At 43.3% G+C, this 23129-nt stretch carries 3 protein-coding genes and 1 pseudogene; all 4 read left to right on the forward strand.

Translation table 11 applies throughout. The annotated features are described in order from the left end of the window. Positions 1–77: 77 nt before the first annotated feature. Positions 78–1220: pseudogene (locus tag ABEG20_RS06070) on the forward strand (cystathionine gamma-synthase); the annotation flags it as partial. A 215-nt stretch (positions 1221–1435) separates the two neighbouring features. Beyond that, positions 1436–2284: a TIGR02757 family protein gene (locus tag ABEG20_RS06075; RefSeq protein ID WP_406826493.1), complete on the forward strand. Its 849-nt coding sequence runs from the start codon at positions 1436–1438 to the stop codon at positions 2282–2284. A gap of 111 nt (positions 2285–2395) precedes the next feature. Beyond that, positions 2396–3010 carry a Crp/Fnr family transcriptional regulator gene (locus ABEG20_RS06080; protein WP_406826494.1) on the forward strand — a complete coding sequence of 205 codons (615 nt, stop codon included), beginning with the start codon at positions 2396–2398 and terminating at the stop codon, positions 3008–3010. A gap of 493 nt (positions 3011–3503) precedes the next feature. Further along, a complete protein-coding gene (locus tag ABEG20_RS06085) occupies positions 3504–23120 on the forward strand; it encodes a PKD-like domain-containing protein (protein ID WP_406826495.1) in 19617 nt (6538 codons plus the stop codon). The last annotated feature ends 9 nt before the right edge of the window (positions 23121–23129 follow it).

The following is a 23129-nucleotide window of genomic DNA, read 5'->3' on the forward strand; positions in this document are numbered from 1 at the left end:
GTGGGGAGGTATGGGGATAAGATGTAATCTCAAATCTCCTGTCTCAAATCTAGTTTCTAACATCAAAAACCTTAAAGAAAATGAAATTTGCAACAAAAGCCATACACGCAGGCCAGGAGCCTGATCCAACTACTGGTGCAGTAATGACACCGATATATCAAACCTCTACCTATTGGCAAAAATCTCCCGGAGATAATAAGGGCTATGAGTATTCCAGAGGAACAAACCCTACACGTAAAGCTTTGGAAGATTGTTTAGCTGCTTTAGAGAATGCCCGGTACGGCCTGGCCTTTTCAAGCGGAATGGGTGCTACTGATGCCGTATTAAAATTATTGCAACCGGGTGATGAAGTGATCACAGGAAATGATCTTTATGGTGGCTCATATCGTATTTTTACTAAAATTTTCACCAAATACGGAATCAAATTTCATTTTCTGGATCTTTCCAAGCCGGAAAATATGTTGCCGTACATCAATGATAAGACAAAATTAGTTTGGATAGAAACACCTACCAATCCAACCATGCAGATTATTGATATTGAAGGCGTAGCGAAAATCACCAGGGAGAAAAATTTAATCTTGACTGTTGACAATACTTTTGCATCGCCATACCTGCAAAATCCTATTGATTTAGGTGCTGATATTGTGATGCATTCGGTAACCAAATATATTGGCGGCCACTCTGATGTAGTAATGGGCGCTTTGGTAACCAATAATGAGCAATTGTATAAAGATCTTTGGTTTATTTACAATGCATGTGGTGCAACACCTGGTCCGCAGGATGCTTTTTTGGTTTTGAGGGGGATTAAAACACTTCATCTCCGAATGAAAGCACATTGTGAAAATGGGGAGCGTATTGCGCATTATTTGAAAACACATCCAAAAGTTGACAAAATTTATTGGCCGGGTTTTGAAGATCATCCAAACCATGATGTGGCTAAAAAACAGATGCGCGGTTTTGGAGGCATGATTTCGATTACACTGAAAGGTGCTGATTTAGAAGAAACCTTTAGGATTTCATCTAACTTTAAAGTATTTACCCTTGCCGAATCTTTAGGTGGGGTAGAATCCTTAATAAATCACCCGGCTACCATGACGCATGGCTCTATTCCGAAAGAGGAGCGGGAAAAGGTTGGTGTAACTGATAACCTGCTCCGTTTAAGTGTTGGGGTGGAAGATATCGACGATCTTTTAGAAGACCTGGAAAGGGCATTGGCCTAAAATTTCAATCGGGCATGATGGTTAACATTTGCCCGATTTTTTTGTTTTTTGGAAAGCAGGTGCCGTTCTAAGTTAATGATCGTCCGGCTTTACACTATATCTTTTTTGTTGAAGTGCTGGCTTCATTAAAATCCCGAAAACAAAAAAGGATACCGTTTCAATCCGGTTTAAGTGGCCACTGCAGTTCAGCTATTTTCGTTTAAATAATTACTTATATGCAATTTCTGGAACTGAAAAATTTTCTTGACCGTAAAGTTGATCAGTATAACCGGCCTGATTTTATCGCAAACGACCCGGTTTGTATTCCGCATCTTTTTGATAAAAAGCAGGACATCGAAATTTCAGGTTTTTTTGCTGCGGTTTTGGCCTGGGGGCAACGTAAAACGATTATCAGTAAATGCCGCGAGCTGCTCAACCGGATGGATAATGCTCCTTATGATTTTGTGCTTCACCACAGTGATGACGATTTGAGGCGTTTGCTGAATTTTAAGCACCGCACCTTTAATGATACAGATCTTCTTTATTTTATTTCTTTCTTCAAAATGCATTACGGCCGTTTTGATAGTTTAGAGCTGGCCTTTGTACCTAAGCCGGAGCTGTTTCCTGATGCCTGTCTGGAGATTGCTGATGGAGAAGCGAAATATCCTGCTTCAGAGGTTTGTATGGCCGGACAGCTCCAGGTTTCGATAGAGGAGTGTCTCAATTATTTCAGGCAGTATTTTTTTTCATTGGATGACTTCCCGCACCGGACCAAAAAACACATTTCTTCACCACAACAAAAATCGACCTGCAAGCGTTTGAACATGTTTTTACGGTGGATGGTGAGAGCTGATGACGGAGGTGTTGATTTCGGAATCTGGAATACGCTAAAGCCTAAAGATTTGATTTGTCCATGCGATGTGCATGTAGATAGGGTAGGGCGTTTGTTAGGCCTCATCGACCGAAAGCAAACAGATTGGTTAACCGCTGTAGAATTAACTACCCGGTTAAAGGAATTTAACCCATTGGATCCGGTTAAGTACGACTTTGCTTTGTTTGGCCTAGGTGTTGAGAAAGAATTTTAACGTCATTTTCAATTATAAGTGAATAAAAACTTCTTTTTTAAAATCTATGTTATTATTATTACGGTGTAATTCTCTTATTTAAGGGTGTCATCTATCCAAACCGTAATTTCTATGATCGCAGTTAATTTATCTGATAAAGACAGGTGGAAGAAATATAATAATTTATCGCCGCTAATCGCTTTTTTTAAAAATTTTCATCCGTTAAATGAAGAGATAGAAAAACGCATTAATCAACATACATTTCCGGTTAGTTATAAAAAGAATAAATATCTGATTTCACCAGGTGATCCGAATAAATTCCTGTTTTTAATTGTAAAAGGAATAGTTAGGGGATTTATAAAAGATGGCGATGCCGAAATTACCACCTGGATTTCAAAAGAAGATGAAGTGGTAGGAACAATACGCAATTTATGGGTAGAAAGTCATTCAGAGGAGCATCTGCAGGCATTGGAAGATGTAGACTTAATTGCCATTCCGCATGTTTTATCTAATTATCTGTTTGAAAACTTTACAGAAGCGAACATTGTGGGTAGAAAGATGATGGAGTTATATTACCGTTCGGCAGAGGAACGTGCCTATATTTGCAGAATTTCTTCTGCAGAAAAAAGATATAAACGATTTCTGGTTTCTTTTCCAGATCTGATTAACCGGGTATCTTTAAAATATATTGCTTCTTTCCTTGCCATCAGATTGGAGACATTGAGCCGTATCCGGACCAGGATCTAATCCAATTTTAGTTCAAATCATTCTCTAGAAATTTCCGTAGTTATTTAATGTTAACGTAGGAAAACCTGTGCTCTATCGATGATCATTTTTTGATTTTAGGAGATTAATTCAGGGTTTAAGTGTATTATTAATAATACAGGTTTAAAATTGCTGTTGATTTTTGTCAAAAAAACAGCTTTTTAAGCATTCGTAACCATTAAAGAGCAGAATCATCTTATCTTTTTTCCTTTACTTTGTAGTATTGAAAAGACAGTTTTTGGTTTTTTACGTTGCAATTAGCTTTGTTTTTAATCTTCAAAACTGGTTTTTAAAACGTTGTCTGTCTCCTATAAAGTATGTTCATTTTCAGTAAAAAAATCCTCACCTGATATACTAACAGCTAAGCAGAGGATTTGTTTTAAGAACCCTAACATTTTCTAGGACATAGTGCTCATCGAATGAGAAAATTTTAAGCAAAAAAAGCAATAATTACCAAAATATCCCACAGTGGAAAATGAATAAATTGATACAGCTCATCTCTTCAAGTTACCTCAAAGAAAACTATTTTAAACTAATAATCTTTTCATTGTTTTGGATGTTTTCTGCCTCTTCAGTTAGCGCACAAACTTACAAGAAACATTATATTGCTCCTGCTCCATGGCAGTACTTTACGGTGGCGAATGAATTAATCGTTTCTACAGTGAGTACAACACCAATTTCTGTTACCGTAAAAAAAAGTGATGGAACTTTAATTACCACGTTGAATAATGTGGTGGCAGGTACGCCGGCTAAATACAGATTTTCTGGTGCAGTTACCAGTTTTCCTTATTTTAATTTAAATACAAATATCAATGCTGCCGGACTTATCGTTGAGGCTGCTTCAGCAATCAGCGTTAATATCAGGAACGTGGCATCCGATCAAAGTAACGATGATTATATCAAAGGTAATTCTTCCCTTTTCAGTTTTGGCGACGCGGCGATAGGAAATAAATTCAGGGTAGGTTATTACCGTGATGGTGAAATTTATACCAGCAGCTATCCAAACTATGCCACAAGGCAGCATAAGCCGGTTTATAGCGTTATGGCGATTGAAAATAGCACGGTTGTAAGTATAAACGGCGTGGCAACCACAACGTTAAATGCCGGGCAGAGTTACTTGTTTACAGCGGCTATGGGATCACTGGTTGAAACATCTGGACCAGCAGTGATGAATACCAGTGCGCAATTTGATGCACCAACCTATACCACAGAGTGTTATGATGGTGCGAGTAATCCGGTACCGCCGATAACAGCGTTAGGGAACGAGTATGTAGTAGTCAGGGGTGCGGGAAATAACATTGCAGAACAAACTACGGTAATTGCGTCGGAAGCCAACACATCCATCACCGTTTACAATTTTAATACAGCAGGTATTTTACAGAGTACAAATACCTATAATTTGATTGCAGCAGGAAGTTTTGTAACCTTTCCAAATGGAATTGCAGGGGCAGGAAACAATAATCATCAGGACGGACAGATTTATTCTTCCAGCCGTATCGTTTCGAACAAAAATATAGTGGCGTATTCGGGTACCGCACAGGATTGTGAAGTGGATGTGGCCACGCTTGCGCCGATTTCTTCTTGTGGAGGATCAAAAAGAGTAGAGACGGTTAAATTCCGCGACTTAAACGAGAGTAGAGATCTGCCTTACTTCTCCTATATTATTTTACAGGATCCCACTGCTATTGTGTGGTTATCAACAGATAATGGCTATACCAATAAAAATATAGAAACCATTTCAGGGGTTGGGGTAAGAAGGCAGATGGGATCTACCGGACAGTATATCATTGACTTTGATAATACTGAAATTGGAAATCCAAATGTCATAACCCTTAGCAGTACTTCCAGGTTAACTGTTAATATGGTTCAGCAGGGCGGAGGATTTTCGATGTCGAATTTTCTTTCGCCTTTTCCGGAAAAGGCATTGAAACCAACTTTCACACAAACTGATTGTGCTTCGGCCCTGTTAACCGCCGATCCTTCAAGTATTGCCCCTTTTCAGTGGTATTTAGATGGAGTTGCTATTCCTGGCGCCGTCAATAATACGTATGTGGCACCGGTTTCAGGAACATATACGGTAACTTCAAAATTAGATTGTGGAATGAGTGCACAATCTTTACCGATTACTGTTGCTTTATGTAACGTCGACCTGATAGGAGGTAAAACGGTTAGCGATCCTTCTCCGGGACTTGGAACAACTGTCACTTTTACAGTAACAATTAAAAACTCAAATGTTGCTTCAGGTACGGTTACCGGAACTGGAAATGCGATTGGGGTTTCTGCTACGGATTTATTGCCTGCAGGATATACTTATGTTTCAAGCACAGCCAGTACTGGTACTTCATACAATCCATCTACGGGTTTATGGTCGATAGGAGCAATGTCGGCAGGTGAAACTAAAACATTAACCATTAACGCAAAGGTGGTTTCATCAAGTGTTACCGATGCCTATAAAAATACAGTAACCGTTACGGGTCCACAGAACGACCCTATTTTAAGTAACAATACCGCATCAGCTACAGTTACTCCTGCCAATATTTCGCTGTACAGTGGAAATGACGCACAAGTAATCTGTAAAGGGAGTGCCATTACCAATGTGGTATATCAGTTAACCGGAAATCCGGTTTCGGCTGTAGTGACTAACCTGCCTGCAGGTACAAACGGTAATTATGATGCTGCTACAAAAAGAATTACTATAACGGGGACACCAACAGTTCCTGTAACGGGATCTCAAACCTACACCTATACTGTTACTGCCAATTATGGTGTATCATCAATTACGACAAATGGGAAAATTACTGTTGTCGGAACACTTGGTACACCAGTATTTGCAAGAGGGGCAACATCTACCAGATGTCAGGGATCAGGAGTAGAAAGTTATGTGGCAGCTGCTGCAAATAGTAATTCAATCAGTTATAGTATATCTCCCTCTGGTGCGGGGGTAATTAATTCGGCAACAGGCGAGGTAACCTGGTCTGCCAATTATAGTGGCACTGCAACCATTACCGCATCAGCAACCAACACCTGCGGAACGCAAACGGCGAATCATACAGTAACCGTTACCTCAACAGGAATAATAACAGGTTCTGCAACGCAATGTTCTGGATCAAACGGAACCTTAACTTTAACCGGTGCACCTACAACTGTTGTGCGTTGGGAATCATCAACTGATAATGGCATCAGCTGGACACCAATTTCAAATACGACGACGACGTTAAACTATACCAACATTCAGGCTACCACAATTTACCATGCAATTGTTTCTGGTAACGGTTGTACCAATGCCATTTCTGGGGCAGCAACGGTAACCGTAACGCCGCGTCCGGTAATTACAAATCAAACTTATTACATCTGCAAAACCGGTAGCTTTAGTTTTAGTCCGGTTTATGCGCCAAACGGAACAACTTATACCTGGTCGGCTCCCATACTTTCATCATCAAACCTTACTGGCGGAACAGCTGGTACAGGTCAGTCTTCTGTAAATCAAACCTTAACCAATTCAGGTACAACATTGCAGACGGCAACCTATACGGTTACACCAACTTACTCGGGGTGTGCAGGTAATACTTTTACTATAACGGTGTATGTAGTACCTACACTTACCGCTTCGGCAACCGGAACAACCATTTGTTCATCATCTGCCTTTAATGTTACGCCGATTAGTAATGTAAATGGAACAACTTATGCCTGGACAGCGGCTTTAACTAATGGAACTGCCACCGGGTTTTCGAACCAATCAACAGATGCTGCCGGACCAATTTCGCAAACCTTATTAAATACCTCTGGAGCTGATGCTACTGTACGTTATACAGTAACGCCATTTTACAATGGCTGTAGTGGAGCAACTTTTACTTTTGATGTGATCGTAAAAACGGCTACACCTGCACCAACAGCGGGCAATCAAACTTTCTGCGAGATTGCGAATGCAACGGTTGCCAACCTGGTAACTACTTCAGGAACCAATATAAAATGGTACAGTACTTCGACCGGCGGAACTGCATTAGCTCCGACTACTGCTTTGACCAACGGCACGTACTATGCGAGTCAAACGGCTAATAATTGCGAAAGTGCGGGCCGTGCCCAGATCACGGTAAGTATTACTGCTACACCTGCACCAACAGCGGGCAATCAAACTTTCTGCGAGATTGCGAATGCAACGGTTGCCAACCTGGTAACTACTTCAGGAACCAATATAAAATGGTACAGTACTTCGACCGGCGGAACAGCATTAGCTCCGACTACTGCTTTGACCAACGGCACGTACTATGCGAGTCAAACGGCTAATAATTGCGAAAGTGCAAGCCGTGCCCAGATCACGGTAAGTATTACTGCTACGCCTGCACCAACAGCGGGCAACCAGACTTTCTGCGAGATTGCGAATGCAACGGTTGCCAACCTGGTAACTACTTCAGGAACCAATATAAAATGGTACAGTACTTCGACCGGCGGAACAGCATTAGCTCCAACTACTGCTTTGACCAACGGCACGTACTATGCGAGTCAAACGGCTAATAATTGCGAAAGTGCGGGCCGTGCCCAGATCACGGTAAGTATTACTGCTACACCTGCACCAACAGCGGGCAATCAAACTTTCTGCGAGATTGCGAATGCAACAGTTGCCAACCTGGTAACTACTTCAGGAACCAATATAAAATGGTACAGTACTTCGACCGGCGGAACGGCATTAGCTCCGACTACTGCTTTGACCAACGGCACGTACTATGCGAGTCAAACGGCTAATAATTGCGAAAGTGCGGGCCGTGCCCAGATCACGGTAAGTATTACTGCTGCGCCTGCACCAACAGCGGGCAATCAAACTTTCTGCGAAATTGCGAATGCAACGGTTGCCAACCTGGTAACTACTTCAGGAACTAATATAAAATGGTACAGTACTTCGACCGGCGGAACGGCATTAGCTCCGACTACTGCTTTGACCAACGGCACGTACTATGCGAGCCAAACGACTAATAATTGCGAAAGTGCGGGCCGTACAGCGATTACAGTAACTATTTATTCAACTCCAAAAGGATTTAACGACACCAAAACGTTAGATTGTACTGGCAATTTCAATTATAATCTTCAAACCGAAAATATCAGTAACACAGCCAAGGGTGGAAATGCTGTGCCCGCTTCATTTACCTGGACAGTCAATTCCAACAGCAATGTAACTGGTGCAGCAAGCGGTATGGGTAATGCCATTAATCAGACCTTAATTAATAACAGTAATGCAGCACAAACCATAACTTATACGGTAATACCGAGAGCGACGGGTGCAGGTACCTGCGCAGGCAATCCATTTACCATTATTGTAAATGTTCCTGTTTGTTCGTCGATCTCTATCACAAAGTTAGCTGATGTGGCAACTGTTAATCAGCTTGGAAATACCATTAACTATACTGTAACTGTAGCCAATACCGGAAATGCCAGCCAAACCAATGTGGTGGTTAATGATCCGTTATTAGGTGGAACTTTAAGCAATCCGGTAAAAATTGGAAATACCGACAATATTTTAGAAAAGGGGGAGACCTGGACTTATAGCGGATCTTATACCGTTGCTCAGGTAGATTTAAACAACAATGGTAAACCTGTGAATAACTCGGGTAAAATTACCAATACGGCCAGTGTTCAGACTACAGAGTTGCCAATAGCAAAAACAGCAACTGCTGATGTTAATATTATCCTTTCGCCGGCTATTACTTTAGTTAAAACCAGTGCGCTTAACCTGAATGGCAATACCATTAACTATGTATTTACGGTAAAAAATACAGGTAACGTAACCCTTAATAACCTGGTGGTATCGGATAGTAAAATTACAGGAGCAATTACGTTGGGAGCTACAACGCTAGCTCCAGGCACCAGCACTACGGCTACCGCAACTTACACGATTTCTGCGGCAGAAAAAGCATTGGGTTCTGTGAGTAATACAGCAATCGTAACCGGTAAAAATCCTTTGAATGGAAACGTAACCGATGTTTCGGGTACCACGGCTACCAATGATATGCCTACTGTAACACCTATAGGTGTTTATGCAGTTGATGACACCGGGACGTTAAATGCAGTAATTGGTGGCATTGCAGTCGGAAATGTTTTGGTTAACGATAAAGTGAATGGAAATCAAGCCACTTTAAGCAATGTAACCATCACGCAGATATCAAGCAGTAATCCTAATGTTTCCATCAATCCTGCTACTGGTGAGGTAAAGGTACTTCCATATACGCCCGTAGGCGACTATACGTTAGTTTACCAGATAGAGGATAAAGCAAATCCTGGAAATGTAAAACAGGCGAATGTTACGGTACATCTGATAAGCGGAGCTTTATTGGCTAAAGATGATGCGGGAACAGCGAACTCGGTAACCGGTAGAACTGCTCTTACGAATGTTTTGGCTAATGATAACTACAATGGCACTACTACGGCTCCAACGCTGAATGATGTAACCATTACCAATGGCACTAACGACAGCAATGGAAAAGTAACGCTTGATCCGGCAACTGGCGAGGTTAAAGTTGCGGCCAATACCCCGGCCGGTATTTATACCTTAACTTATACCATCACCGATAAACTGGATGCTTCAAAAACTTCTACTGCAACGGTAAAAGTAACGGTGTCTTCTGGTGCGATCTTGGCTAAAGATGATGCGGGCTCAGCTAATTCAGTAACAGGCGGAACAGCAGTTGCGAATGTTTTGGCCAATGATACTTATAACGGCACTACTACGGCTCCAACCTTAAATGATGTGACCATCACCAATGGTTCCAATGATAGCAATGGAAAAGTAACGCTTGATCCGGCAACTGGCGAGGTTAAAGTTGCGGCCAATACCCCGGCTGGTGTTTATACTTTGACTTACACGATCACCGATAAACTGGATGCTTCAAAAACTTCTACCGCAACGGTAAAAGTAACGGTAGCTTCTGGTGCGATCTTGGCTAAAGATGATGCGGGAACAGCTAACTCGGTAACTGGTGGAACTGCTCTTACGAATGTTTTAACCAACGATGCTTATAACGGCACTACTACGGCTCCAACCTTAAATGATGTAACGATTACCAATGGCACCAACGACAGCAATGGCAAGGTAACCCTTGATCCAACCACAGGATCGGTAAGTGTTGCTGCGAATACCCCGGCGGGTGTTTATACTTTGACTTATACCATCACTGATAAACTGGATGCAAGCAAAACTTCAACCGCAACGATAAAAGTAACGGTAGCTTCCGGTGCGATCTTGGCTAAAGATGATGCTGGCTCTGCTAATTCAGTAACAGGCGGAACTGCTCTTACGAATGTTTTGGCCAATGATACTTATAACGGCACTACTGCAGCTGCAACCTTAAATGATGTAACGATTACTAATGGCACCAATGATAGCAATGGAAAAGTAACGCTTGATCCGGCAACTGGCGAGGTTAAAGTTGCGGCCAATACCCCGGCTGGTGTTTATACTTTGACTTACACGATCACCGATAAACTGGATGCTTCAAAAACTTCAACCGCAACGGTAAAAGTAACCGTGTCTTCTGGTGCGATCTTGGCTAAAGATGATACGGGTTCAGCAAACTCGGTAACCGGTGGCACAGCGGTAGCCAATGTTTTAACCAACGATGCTTATAACGGCACTACTACGGCTCCAACCTTAAATGATGTAACGATTACCAATGGTACCAATGATAGCAATGGAAAAGTAACGCTTGATCCAACCACAGGATCGGTAAGTGTTGCTGCGAATACCCCGGCCGGTATTTATACCTTGACCTATACCATCACCGATAAACTGGATGCAAGCAAAACTTCTACTGCAACGGTAAAAGTAACGGTGGCTTCTGGTGCGATCTTGGCTAAAGACGATGCGGGTTCAGCAAACTCGGTAACCGGTGGCACAGCGGTAGCCAATGTTTTAACCAATGATGCTTATAACGGCACTACTACGGCTCCAACCTTAAATGATGTAACGATTACCAATGGCACCAATGATAGCAATGGAAAAGTAACGCTTGATCCAACCACAGGATCGGTAAGTGTTGCTGCGAATACCCCGGCTGGTGTTTATACCTTGACCTATACCATCACCGATAAACTGGATGCTTCAAAAACTTCTACTGCAACGGTAAAAGTAACGGTGGCTTCTGGTGCGATCTTGGCTAAAGATGATGCGGGAACAGCGAACTCGGTAACCGGTGGCACAGCGGTAGCCAGTGTTTTAACCAACGATGCTTATAACGGCACTACTACGGCTCCAACCTTAAATGATGTAACGATTACCAATGGCACCAATGATAGCAATGGAAAAGTAACGCTTGATCCAACCACAGGATCGGTAAGTGTTGCTGCGAATACCCCGGCTGGTGTTTATACCTTGACCTATACCATCACCGATAAACTGGATGCAAGTAAAACTTCAACCGCAACGGTAAAAGTAACGGTGGCTTCCGGAGCTTTATTGGCTAAAGACGATGCGGGTTCAGCAAACTCGGTAACCGGTGGCACAGCGGTAGCCAATGTTTTAACCAATGATGCTTATAACGGCACTACTACGGCTCCAACCTTAAATGATGTAACGATTACTAATGGTACCAATGATAGCAATGGAAAAGTAACGCTTGATCCAACCACAGGATCGGTAAGTGTTGCTGCGAATACCCCGGCCGGTATTTATACCTTGACCTATACCATCACCGATAAACTGGATGCAAGCAAAACTTCTACTGCAACGGTAAAAGTAACGGTGGCTTCCGGTGCGATCTTGGCTAAAGATGATTCAGGCTCAGCGAACTCGGTAACGGGTGGAACTGCTCTTACTAATGTTTTGGCCAATGATACTTATAACGGCACTACTACGGCTCCAACCTTAAATGATGTAACCATCACCAATGGCACCAATGATAGCAACGGAAAAGTAACGCTTGATCCAACCACAGGATCGGTAAGTGTTGCTGCGAATACCCCGGCCGGTATTTATACCTTGACCTATACCATTACCGATAAACTGGATGCAAGCAAAACTTCTACCGCAACGGTAAAAGTAACGGTGGCTTCTGGTGTGATCTTGGCTAAAGATGATGCGGGCTCAGCGAACTCGGTAACGGGTGGAACTGCTATTACGAATGTTTTGGCCAATGATACTTATAACGGCACTACTGCAGCTGCAACCTTAAATGATGTAACCATCACCAATGGCACCAATGATAGCAACGGTAAAGTAACGCTTGATCCAACCACAGGATCGGTAAGTGTTGCGGCCAATACCTCGGCTGGTATTTATACCTTGACCTATACCATCACCGATAAACTGGATGCTTCTAAAACTTCAACCGCAACGGTAAAAGTAACGGTGGCTTCTGGTGTGATCTTGGCTAAAGATGATGCGGGCTCAGCGAACTCGGTAACCGGTGGCACAGCGGTAGCCAATGTTTTAACCAATGATGCTTATAACGGCACTACTACGGCTCCAACCTTAAATGATGTAACGATTACCAATGGCACCAACGATAGCAACGGCAAGGTAACCCTTGATCCAACCACAGGATCGGTAAGTGTCGCTGCGAATACCCCGGCCGGTATTTATATCTTGACCTATACCATCACCGATAAACTGGATGCAAGCAAAACTTCTACTGCAACGGTAAAAGTAACGGTGGCTTCTGGTGCGATCTTGGCTAAAGATGATTCAGGCTCAGCGAACTCGGTAACGGGTGGAACTGCTCTTACTAATGTTTTGGCCAATGATACTTATAACGGCACTACTGCAGCTGCAACCTTAAATGATGTAACCATTACCAATGGCACCAACGATAGCAATGGAAAAGTAACGCTTGATCCGGCAACTGGCGAGGTTAAAGTTGCTGCCAATACCCCGGCCGGTATTTATACCTTAACTTATACCATCACCGATAAACTGGATGCTTCAAAAACTTCTACTGCAACGGTAAAAGTAACGGTGGCTTCTGGTGCGATCTTGGCTAAAGACGATGCGGGAACAGCAAACTCGGTAACCGGTGGCACAGCGGTAGCCAATGTTTTAACCAACGATGCTTATAACGGCACTACTACGGCTCCAACCTTAAATGATGTAACCATCACCAATGGTACCAATGATAGCAATGGAAAAGTAACGCTTGATCCGGCAACTGGCGAGGTTAAAGTTGCGGCCAATACCCCGGCTGGTGTTTATACTTTGACTTACACGATCACCGATAAACTGGATGCTTCAAAAACTTCTACCGCAACGGTAAAAGTAACGGTAGCTTCCGGTGCGATCTTGGCTAAAGATGATGCGGGAACAGCGAACTCGGTAACCGGTGGCACAGCGGTAGCCAATGTTTTAACCAACGATGCTTATAACGGCACTACTACGGCTCCAACCTTAAATGATGTAACGATTACCAATGGTACCAATGATAGCAATGGCAAGGTAACGCTTGATCCAACCACAGGATCGGTAAGTGTTGCTGCGACTACCCCGGCCGGTATTTATACCTTGACCTATACCATCACCGATAAACTGGATGCAAGTAAAACTTCAACCGCAACGGTAAAAGTAACAGTGGCTTCCGGAGCTTTATTGGCTAAAGACGATGCGGGTTCAGCAAACTCGGTAACCGGTGGCACAGCGGTAGCCAATGTTTTAACCAATGATGCTTATAACGGCACTACTACGGCTCCAACCTTAAATGATGTAACGATTACCAATGGCACCAACGACAGCAATGGAAAAGTAACGCTTGATCCGGCAACTGGCGAGGTTAAAGTTCCGACCAATACCCCGGCTGGTGTTTATACTTTGACTTACACGATCACCGATAAACTGGATGCTTCTAAAACTTCAACCGCAACGGTAAAAGTAACGGTGGCTTCTGGTGCGATCTTAGCTAAAGACGATGCAGGCTCAGCGAACTCGGTAACCGGTGGCATAGCGGTAGCCAATGTTTTAACCAACGATGCTTATAACGGCACTACTACGGCTCCAACCTTAAATGATGTAACGATTAACAATGGCACCAACGACAGCAATGGAAAAGTAACGCTTGATCCAACCACAGGATCGGTAAGTGTTGCTGCGAATACCCCGGCTGGTATTTATACTTTGACTTACACCATCACCGATAAACTGGATGCTTCTAAAACTTCTACCGCAACGGTAAAAGTAACGGTAGCTTCCGGTGCGATCTTGGCTAAAGATGATGCGGGAACAGCGAACTCGGTAACCGGTGGCACAGCGGTAGCCAATGTTTTAACCAACGATGCTTATAACGGCACTACTACGGTACCAACCTTAAATGATGTAACGATTACTAATGGTACCAATGATAGCAATGGAAAAGTAACGCTTGATCCAACCACAGGATCGGTAAGTGTTGCTGCGAATACCCCGGCCGGTATTTATACCTTGACCTATACCATCACCGATAAACTGGATGCAAGCAAAACTTCTACTGCAACGGTAAAAGTAACGGTGGCTTCTGGTGCGATCTTGGCTAAAGATGATGCGGGAACAGCGAACTCGGTAACCGGTGGCACAGCGGTAGCCAATGTTTTAACCAACGATGCTTATAACGGCACTACTACGGCACCAACGCTGAATGATGTAACCATCACCAATGGCACCAACGACAGCAATGGAAAAGTAACGCTTGATCCAACCACAGGATCGGTAAGTGTTGCTGCGAATATCCCGGCCGGTATTTATACCTTGACCTATACCATCACCGATAAACTGGATGCAAGCAAAACTTCTACTGCAACGGTAAAAGTAACGGTAGCTTCTGGTGCGATCTTGGCTAAAGATGATGCTGGATCTGCTAATTCAGTAACAGGCGGAACAGCAGTTGCGAATGTTTTGGCCAATGATACTTATAATGGCACTACTGCAGCTGCAACCTTGAGTGATGTAACCATTACCAATGGCACCAACGACAGCAATGGCAATGTAACCCTTGATCCGGCAACTGGCGAGGTTAAAGTTGCGGCCAATACCCCGGCTGGTGTTTATACCTTGACCTATACCATCACCGATAAACTGGATGCAAGCAAAACTTCAACCGCAACGGTAAAAGTAACGGTGGCTTCCGGTGCGATCTTGGCTAAAGATGATGCGGGAACAGCGAACTCGGTAACCGGTGGCACAGCGGTAGCCAATGTTTTAACCAACGATGCTTATAACGGCACTACTACGGCTCCAACCTTAAATGATGTAACGATTACCAATGGCACCAACGACAGCAATGGAAAAGTAACCCTTGATCCGGCAACTGGCGAGGTTAAAGTTCCGACCAATACCCCGGCTGGTGTTTATACTTTGACTTACACGATCACCGATAAACTGGATGCTTCTAAAACTTCAACCGCAACGGTAAAAGTAACGGTGGCTTCTGGTGCGATCTTAGCTAAAGACGATGCAGGCTCAGCGAACTCGGTAACCGGTGGCATAGCGGTAGCCAATGTTTTAACCAACGATGCTTATAACGGCACTACTACGGCTCCAACCTTAAATGATGTAACGATTAACAATGGCACCAACGACAGCAATGGAAAAGTAACGCTTGATCCAACCACAGGATCGGTAAGTGTTGCTGCGAATACCCCGGCTGGTATTTATACTTTGACTTACACCATCACCGATAAACTGGATGCTTCTAAAACTTCTACCGCAACGGTAAAAGTAACGGTAGCTTCCGGTGCGATCTTGGCTAAAGATGATGCGGGAACAGCGAACTCGGTAACCGGTGGCACAGCGGTAGCCAATGTTTTAACCAACGATGCTTATAACGGCACTACTACGGTACCAACCTTAAATGATGTAACGATTACTAATGGTACCAATGATAGCAATGGAAAAGTAACGCTTGATCCAACCACAGGATCGGTAAGTGTTGCTGCGAATACCCCGGCCGGTATTTATACCTTGACCTATACCATCACCGATAAACTGGATGCAAGCAAAACTTCTACTGCAACGGTAAAAGTAACGGTGGCTTCTGGTGCGATCTTGGCTAAAGATGATGCGGGAACAGCGAACTCGGTAACCGGTGGCACAGCGGTAGCCAATGTTTTAACCAACGATGCTTATAACGGCACTACTACGGCACCAACGCTGAATGATGTAACCATCACCAATGGCACCAACGACAGCAATGGAAAAGTAACGCTTGATCCAACCACAGGATCGGTAAGTGTTGCTGCGAATATCCCGGCCGGTATTTATACCTTGACCTATACCATCACCGATAAACTGGATGCAAGCAAAACTTCTACTGCAACGGTAAAAGTAACGGTAGCTTCTGGTGCGATCTTGGCTAAAGATGATGCTGGATCTGCTAATTCAGTAACAGGCGGAACAGCAGTTGCGAATGTTTTGGCCAATGATACTTATAATGGCACTACTGCAGCTGCAACCTTGAGTGATGTAACCATTACCAATGGCACCAACGACAGCAATGGCAATGTAACCCTTGATCCGGCAACTGGCGAGGTTAAAGTTGCGGCCAATACCCCGGCTGGTGTTTATACCTTGACCTATACCATCACCGATAAACTGGATGCAAGCAAAACTTCAACCGCAACGGTAAAAGTAACGGTGGCTTCCGGTGCGATCTTGGCTAAAGATGATGCGGGAACAGCGAACTCGGTAACCGGTGGCACAGCGGTAGCCAATGTTTTAACCAACGATGCTTATAACGGCACTACTACGGCTCCAACCTTAAATGATGTAACGATTACCAATGGCACCAACGACAGCAATGGAAAAGTAACCCTTGATCCGGCAACTGGCGAGGTTAAAGTTGCGGCCAATACCCCGGCCGGTATTTACACTTTGACTTACACGATCACCGATAAACTGGATGCTTCTAAAACTTCTACCGCTTCGATTAAGGTAACCATTGCTACAGGAATATTATTAGCTAATGATGATGCAGGAACTGTAAATGGTTTGATAGGAGGCGTAGCTGTAAATAATATTCTTTCGAATGATGGTTATAATGGAACATCAACGGCTCCAACTTTAAATGATGTGAAATTAAGCCAGGTTTCAACAAGCAATCCTAATGTTAGCCTGGATGTAACCACCGGAAAGGTTAACGTTGCACCGAACACGCCTGCGGGTACTTACACGCTGGTTTACCAGATTGAAGATAAACTGAACCCTGGTCAGACCAAAACGGCTACAGTAACCATCACGGTTGGTGCACCTGTATTGGCTGCTACAAATGATTCAGGAAATGCAAATGGCTTTACCGGTGGAACCGCAGTTACAAATGTACTGGACAATGATACCTACAACGGAACCCCTGTTACGCTGAACGAGGTGAAATTAAGCCAGGTTTCAACAAGCAATCCTGATGTTACCCTGGATGTAACCACCGGAAAGGTTAACGTTGCACCGAACACGCCTGCTGGAACTTACACGCTGGTTTACCAGATTGAAGATAAACTGAACCCTGGTCAGACCAAAACGGCTACAGTAACCATCACGGTTGGTGCACCTGTATTGGCTGCTACAAATGATTCAGGAAATGCAAATGGCTTTACCGGTGGAACCGCAGTTACAAATGTACTGGACAATGATACCTACAACGGAACCCCTGTTACGCTGAACGAGGTGAAATTAAGCCAGGTTTCAACAAGCAATCCTAATGTTAGCCTGGATGTAACCACCGGAAGGGTTAACGTTGCACCGAACACGCCTGCGGGTACTTACACACTGGTCTACCAGATTGAAGATAAGCTGAATCCTGGTCAGACCAAAACGGCTACAGTAACCATCACGGTTGGTGCACCTGTGTTGGCTGCTACAAATGATTCAGGAAATGCAAATGGCTTTACCGGTGGAACCGCAGTTACAAATGTACTGGACAATGATACCTACAACGGAACCCCTGTTACGCTGAACGAGGTGAAATTAAGCCAGGTTTCAACAAGCAATCCTAATGTTACCCTGGATGTAACCACCGGAAAGGTTAACGTTGCACCGAACACTTCTGCTGGAACTTACACGCTGGTTTACCAGATTGAAGATAAACTGAATCCTGGTCAGACCAAAACGGCTACAGTAACCATCACGGTTGGTGTACCTGTATTGGCTGCTACAAATGATTCAGGAAATGCAAACGGCTTTACCGGTGGAACCGCAGTTACAAATGTACTGGACAATGATACCTACAACGGAACCCCTGTTACGCTGAACGAGGTGAAATTAAGCCAGGTTTCAACAACCGATCCTAATGTTACCCTGGATTTAACCACCGGAAAGGTTAACGTTGCACCGAACACGCCTGCGGGTACTTACACACTGGTTTACCAGATTGAAGATAAGCTGAATCCTGGTCAGACCAAAACGGCTACAGTAACCATCACGGTTGGTGCACCTATATTGGCTGCTACAAATGATTCAGGAAATGTAAATGGCTTTACCGGTGGAACCGCAGTTACAAATGTACTGGACAATGATACCTACAACGGAACCCCTGTTACGCTGAACGAGGTGAAATTAAGCCAGGTTTCAACAAGCAATCCTAATGTTAGCCTGGATGTAACCACCGGAAAGGTTAACGTTGCACCGAACACGCCTGCGGGTACTTACACGCTGGTTTACCAGATTGAAGATAAACTGAATCCTGGTCAGACCAAAACGGCTACAGTAACCATCACGGTTGGTGCACCTATATTGGCTGCTACAAATGATTCAGGAAATGCAAACGGCTTTACTGGTGGAACCGCAGTTACAAATGTACTGGACAATGATACCTACAACGGAACCCCTGTTACGCTGAACGAGGTGAAATTAAGCCAGGTTTCAACAACCGATCCTAATGTTACCCTGGATGTAACCACCGGAAAGGTTAACGTTGCACCGAACACGCCTGCTGGAACTTACACACTGGTCTACCAGATTGAAGATAAACTGAATCCTGGTCAGACCAAAACGGCTACGGTAACCATCACGGTTGGTGCACCTGTATTGGCTGCTACAAATGATTCAGGAAATGCAAATGGCTTTACTGGTGGAACCGCAGTTACAAATGTACTGGACAATGATACCTACAACGGAAACCCTGTTACGCTGAACGAGGTGAAATTAAGCCAGGTTTCAACAAGCAATCCTAATGTTACCCTGGATGTAACCACCGGAAAGGTTAACGTTGCACCGAACACGCCTGCTGGAACTTACACACTGGTTTACCAGATTGAAGATAAACTGAATCCTGGTCAGACCAAAACGGCTACAGTAACCATCACGGTTGGTACAAATACAATTTTGGCTAAAGATGATACGGGAACAGCAAATGGTTTTACTGGCGGCGTGGCTGTTGAAAATATCCTGATTAATGATCAGTATAACGATATATCAACTGCAACAATAGCTACTGTAATAATCAATCAGATTTCAACTTCAAATCCGAAAATCAACATTGATGCAGCAACTGGAAAGGTAAATGTTGCGGCCGGTACGCTTCCGGGAGTTTATACGTTGACTTATCAAATTACGGATAAATTGAATGTAACGAAAACTTCAACAGCAGTGGTAACGGTAAACATCCCGAACTGGATAACAGATCTGCTGGTAAGCAAAACAGCCAACGTAACAGGTGTTGAAACCAATGGCGATATCAGCTATACGATCACAATTAAAAACAACGGACCTGCGACGGTATTAAGTGGTGAATCTATAGGACTGATAGAAAATCTTCCGGCAGGATTGGAAAATATAAGTTACAATGCAATTGGCGGAACCTATAGTTCAACAGGAAAAAACTTTACTCTGGCAGCAGATCTATTGGCTGGACAACAGGTGAGCTTAATGATTAATGCTCGTGTAGCGGCAACATTTACAGGGGCAAGTCTTGTAAATAGTGTATCATTAAGTCCAACCGCTACATCAACAGATCCAGATCAGGCAAACAATCAATCAACCGTTACCACCTCATTGTTAAAAGGAAAGATCGCGCTGATTAAAACAGGTATTTTAAGTGCTGATGGTAATAACATCACTTACTCTTTCAAGATTACAAATGTTGGTGATGTAGCATTAAGTGGTATTGTATTGACGGATGCCAAATTAGGTTTAAATAAAACTTTCCCTAACGTATTGGCAGTAGGGGCAAACTTTACCTATAGCCAGGTTTATATTTTAAGCCAAAGCGATAAAGATGCAGGTATAGTGACCAATACCGCTGCTGTAAGTGCAAAAACACCTGTTGGAAATGCCATTACAGATGTTTCCGGAACCGATTATTCGAATGATAATCCTACTGAAACCCCTATTTCAGGTAGTCCGAAATTTACTTTTACTAAAATTGCGAGTGCTGCAGGGACGAAAATCGGCGAATCAATCAATTATACTTTTACCGTTACCAATACAGGAAGCGTAACATTAAGTAACTTAACCGTAACTGATGCCGCTGTAGATGCTGGTTCGATCAATCCTGCCAATATTTCTACTTTAGCACCTGGTGCCAGCGTAACGGTTACTGCTAAACATACGTTAACACAAGATGATATCAACCTCGGTTCATTTACCAACCAGGCATTGATAAAATTAACTGACAATAAAGGTATTGTGGTTAACCAGTTGTCTGATGACCCATCTACACCTGCACCTAATGATGCTACTGTAACTCAATTAATTCCAACACCTGGTTTTACATTGACTAAATCTGCTGCAAACAGTGCAACTAAAGCTGGCGATGTGATCAATTACAACATTGCATTCAAAAATACCGGAAATGTAACTTTAACCAATATCGTGTTGGTTGATGCAAATGCCGATACTGGTAGTTTAATACCTTCAAATATTGCTTCCATATTGCCAGGTGCTACGGTGAACATTACAGCTAAGCATACGGTAAAACAAAGTGATGTAAATGCTGGTGGCTTCAGTAATCAGGTCAATGCAAGCGCAAAAGATCCGAAAGGGAATACGATTGCGAAAGTATCAGACGATCCATCGACTCCTGCAACAGATGATGCAACTTTTAGTCCTATCGTGCCTAATCCATCACTTAAGTTTACCAAGGTATTTGCTAATGCAGCAGGTATAGTTAAAGTAATTGAGTACAACATTCAGGTCACCAATACCGGTAATGTAACGCTAACCGATATTGTGGTAACCGACGAAGGTGCAGACGCGGGTAGTATTAAACCTGCAATGATCAGTAAATTGGAACCTTCCGAAACTGCGCTGATTTTAGCCAGACACACCTTAACACAACCAGAAATTGATAATGGCAGGTTTGTGAATCAGGCTAATCTGGTGGCCAGATACTCCGGCGCAAATAAATTAAGTAAACTTTCTGATGATCCAAGAACTTTGGCTCCTGATGATCCTACCATATTCCTGATTAAAGAGGCACCAGGTCTTGCTTTGGTTAAAACAGGTGTTTTAAGTGCAGATGGAAATTCAGTTACCTATACTTTTACGGCAAAAAATACCGGTAACGTTACGTTAAACAATTTTAGTTTGCTTGATCCGAAAATTTCATCAGCGCTTACTTTCTCACCTGCAAGTATTGCACCTGATGAAACCGCGGTAGCCACAGCTGTTTACACCATTACGCAGGCAGAGAAAAATGCAGGTTCGGTGAGAAACACAGCCACACTTACGGCTAAAACACCAGGTGGAACGCCAATTTCGGATATTTCCGGAACTGATGAGGACAACGATTATCCTACTATTTTAGAACTGCCAAAAATTGTAAGTTCAAAAACTGTTGCTGATGCCAATAATGATGGAAAAGCCGAAGCAAATGAGGTTTTGACCTATACCATAACCGTTAAAAATAATGGAAATGTGGCCAGAACCGGTGTGAAAATTACCGATCCAATTCCGGCTAATACGACTTACCTGGTTGGAAGTGCAGATAATGGAGCGGCTTTGGTTGGCAGTATATTAAACTGGAACAATTTAAGCATTCCAGCCAACGGACAGGTACAGGTGAGTTTTAAAGTCACTGTAAATGCGGTTATTCCTTCAGGCGTATTAGGCGTGAATAACACCGCTACTGTAACCGATCCTGCAAATGCGCTAACGCCATTGAATCCGTCTGTATCCATTCCAACTGATGGAATGTTGGAGGGTAGCAAATCAGTTACGGATAACAAAGGCAATAAAGATGGCAAAGCACAGGCCAACGAAATTTTGACTTATTCGCTTCAGGTAAAAAATACAGGTGGTTCTGCACTGAACGGAGTAACTATTACCGATGAACTTCCTGCAGGTTTAACTTATGTTCCTAACTCGGTTTCCGGTTATGGTACCGTGACGGGCAATACCCTGAAATGGAAAATTAACATGCAGGCCAATTCGAGCACAGTATTAACTTTTGATGCGAAAGTTGCACCGGATGTAAACAGCTACAATACGATAAAAAATGTGGTTGTAATGACGAGCGCAGCCGGGACAACAATTAGACCAGAGGTACTGATGGATGTAGATCAATCGGCTGATTTGGTTATTACAAAAGAACTGTTAACCAAAAGCGATATCAAAACAGGCGATGATGTGACCTATAAAATTACGGTAACCAACAAAGGCCCGAACAGGGCAACAGGAGTTACCGTTACGGATAAACTGTCGACCATTATTGATGCACCTAAAGAAATCACGGTTACTGTTGGTACAACAAGTTATACGACTACCAGCAGAGATTTAGTGTGGCTGGTTGGAAGTTTAGATCTAAATCAGAGCGCAACGCTAACCTTTAAAGCAAGAACGCTGGCTTCAGGTGAATTGAATAATTCTGCAAGCGTAAAAGCAGATCAGCCTGATCCGATATCAAATAATAACCTGGTGAAAGCAGATGCGGCCATTATAACCGGTAGTGATTTATTGATTCCAAATCTGTTTACACCAAATGGCGATGGTATTAATGATACATTCGAGATTAATGGCCTTGCCGAATTTGCTGAAAACGACCTTACCATTGTCAACAGATGGGGTAACGAAGTGTTCCGCGCCAAAGGTTACCAGAATAATTGGACAGGTGAGGGTTTAAATGAAGGAACTTATTATTACCTGTTACGCGCCAGAAAAGGCGGAAGTAGCGAATGGAAAGTATTTAAAGGTTATATCACCCTAATCAGGGCATTTAAAAATTAATGGTGAAGA

It is taken from the genome of Pedobacter sp. KACC 23697, from assembly GCF_045348445.1.
In the GTDB taxonomy this organism is placed as follows: Bacteria; Bacteroidota; Bacteroidia; order Sphingobacteriales; family Sphingobacteriaceae; genus Pedobacter.

Coding starts and splice junctions, on each gene's coding strand:
- ABEG20_RS06080 (WP_406826494.1), top strand. CDS start 2,396: ATGATCGCAGTTAATTTATCTGATAAAGACAGGTGGAAGAAATATAAT.
- ABEG20_RS06085 (WP_406826495.1), top strand. CDS start 3,504: ATGAATAAATTGATACAGCTCATCTCTTCAAGTTACCTCAAAGAAAAC.
- ABEG20_RS06075 (WP_406826493.1), top strand. CDS start 1,436: ATGCAATTTCTGGAACTGAAAAATTTTCTTGACCGTAAAGTTGATCAG.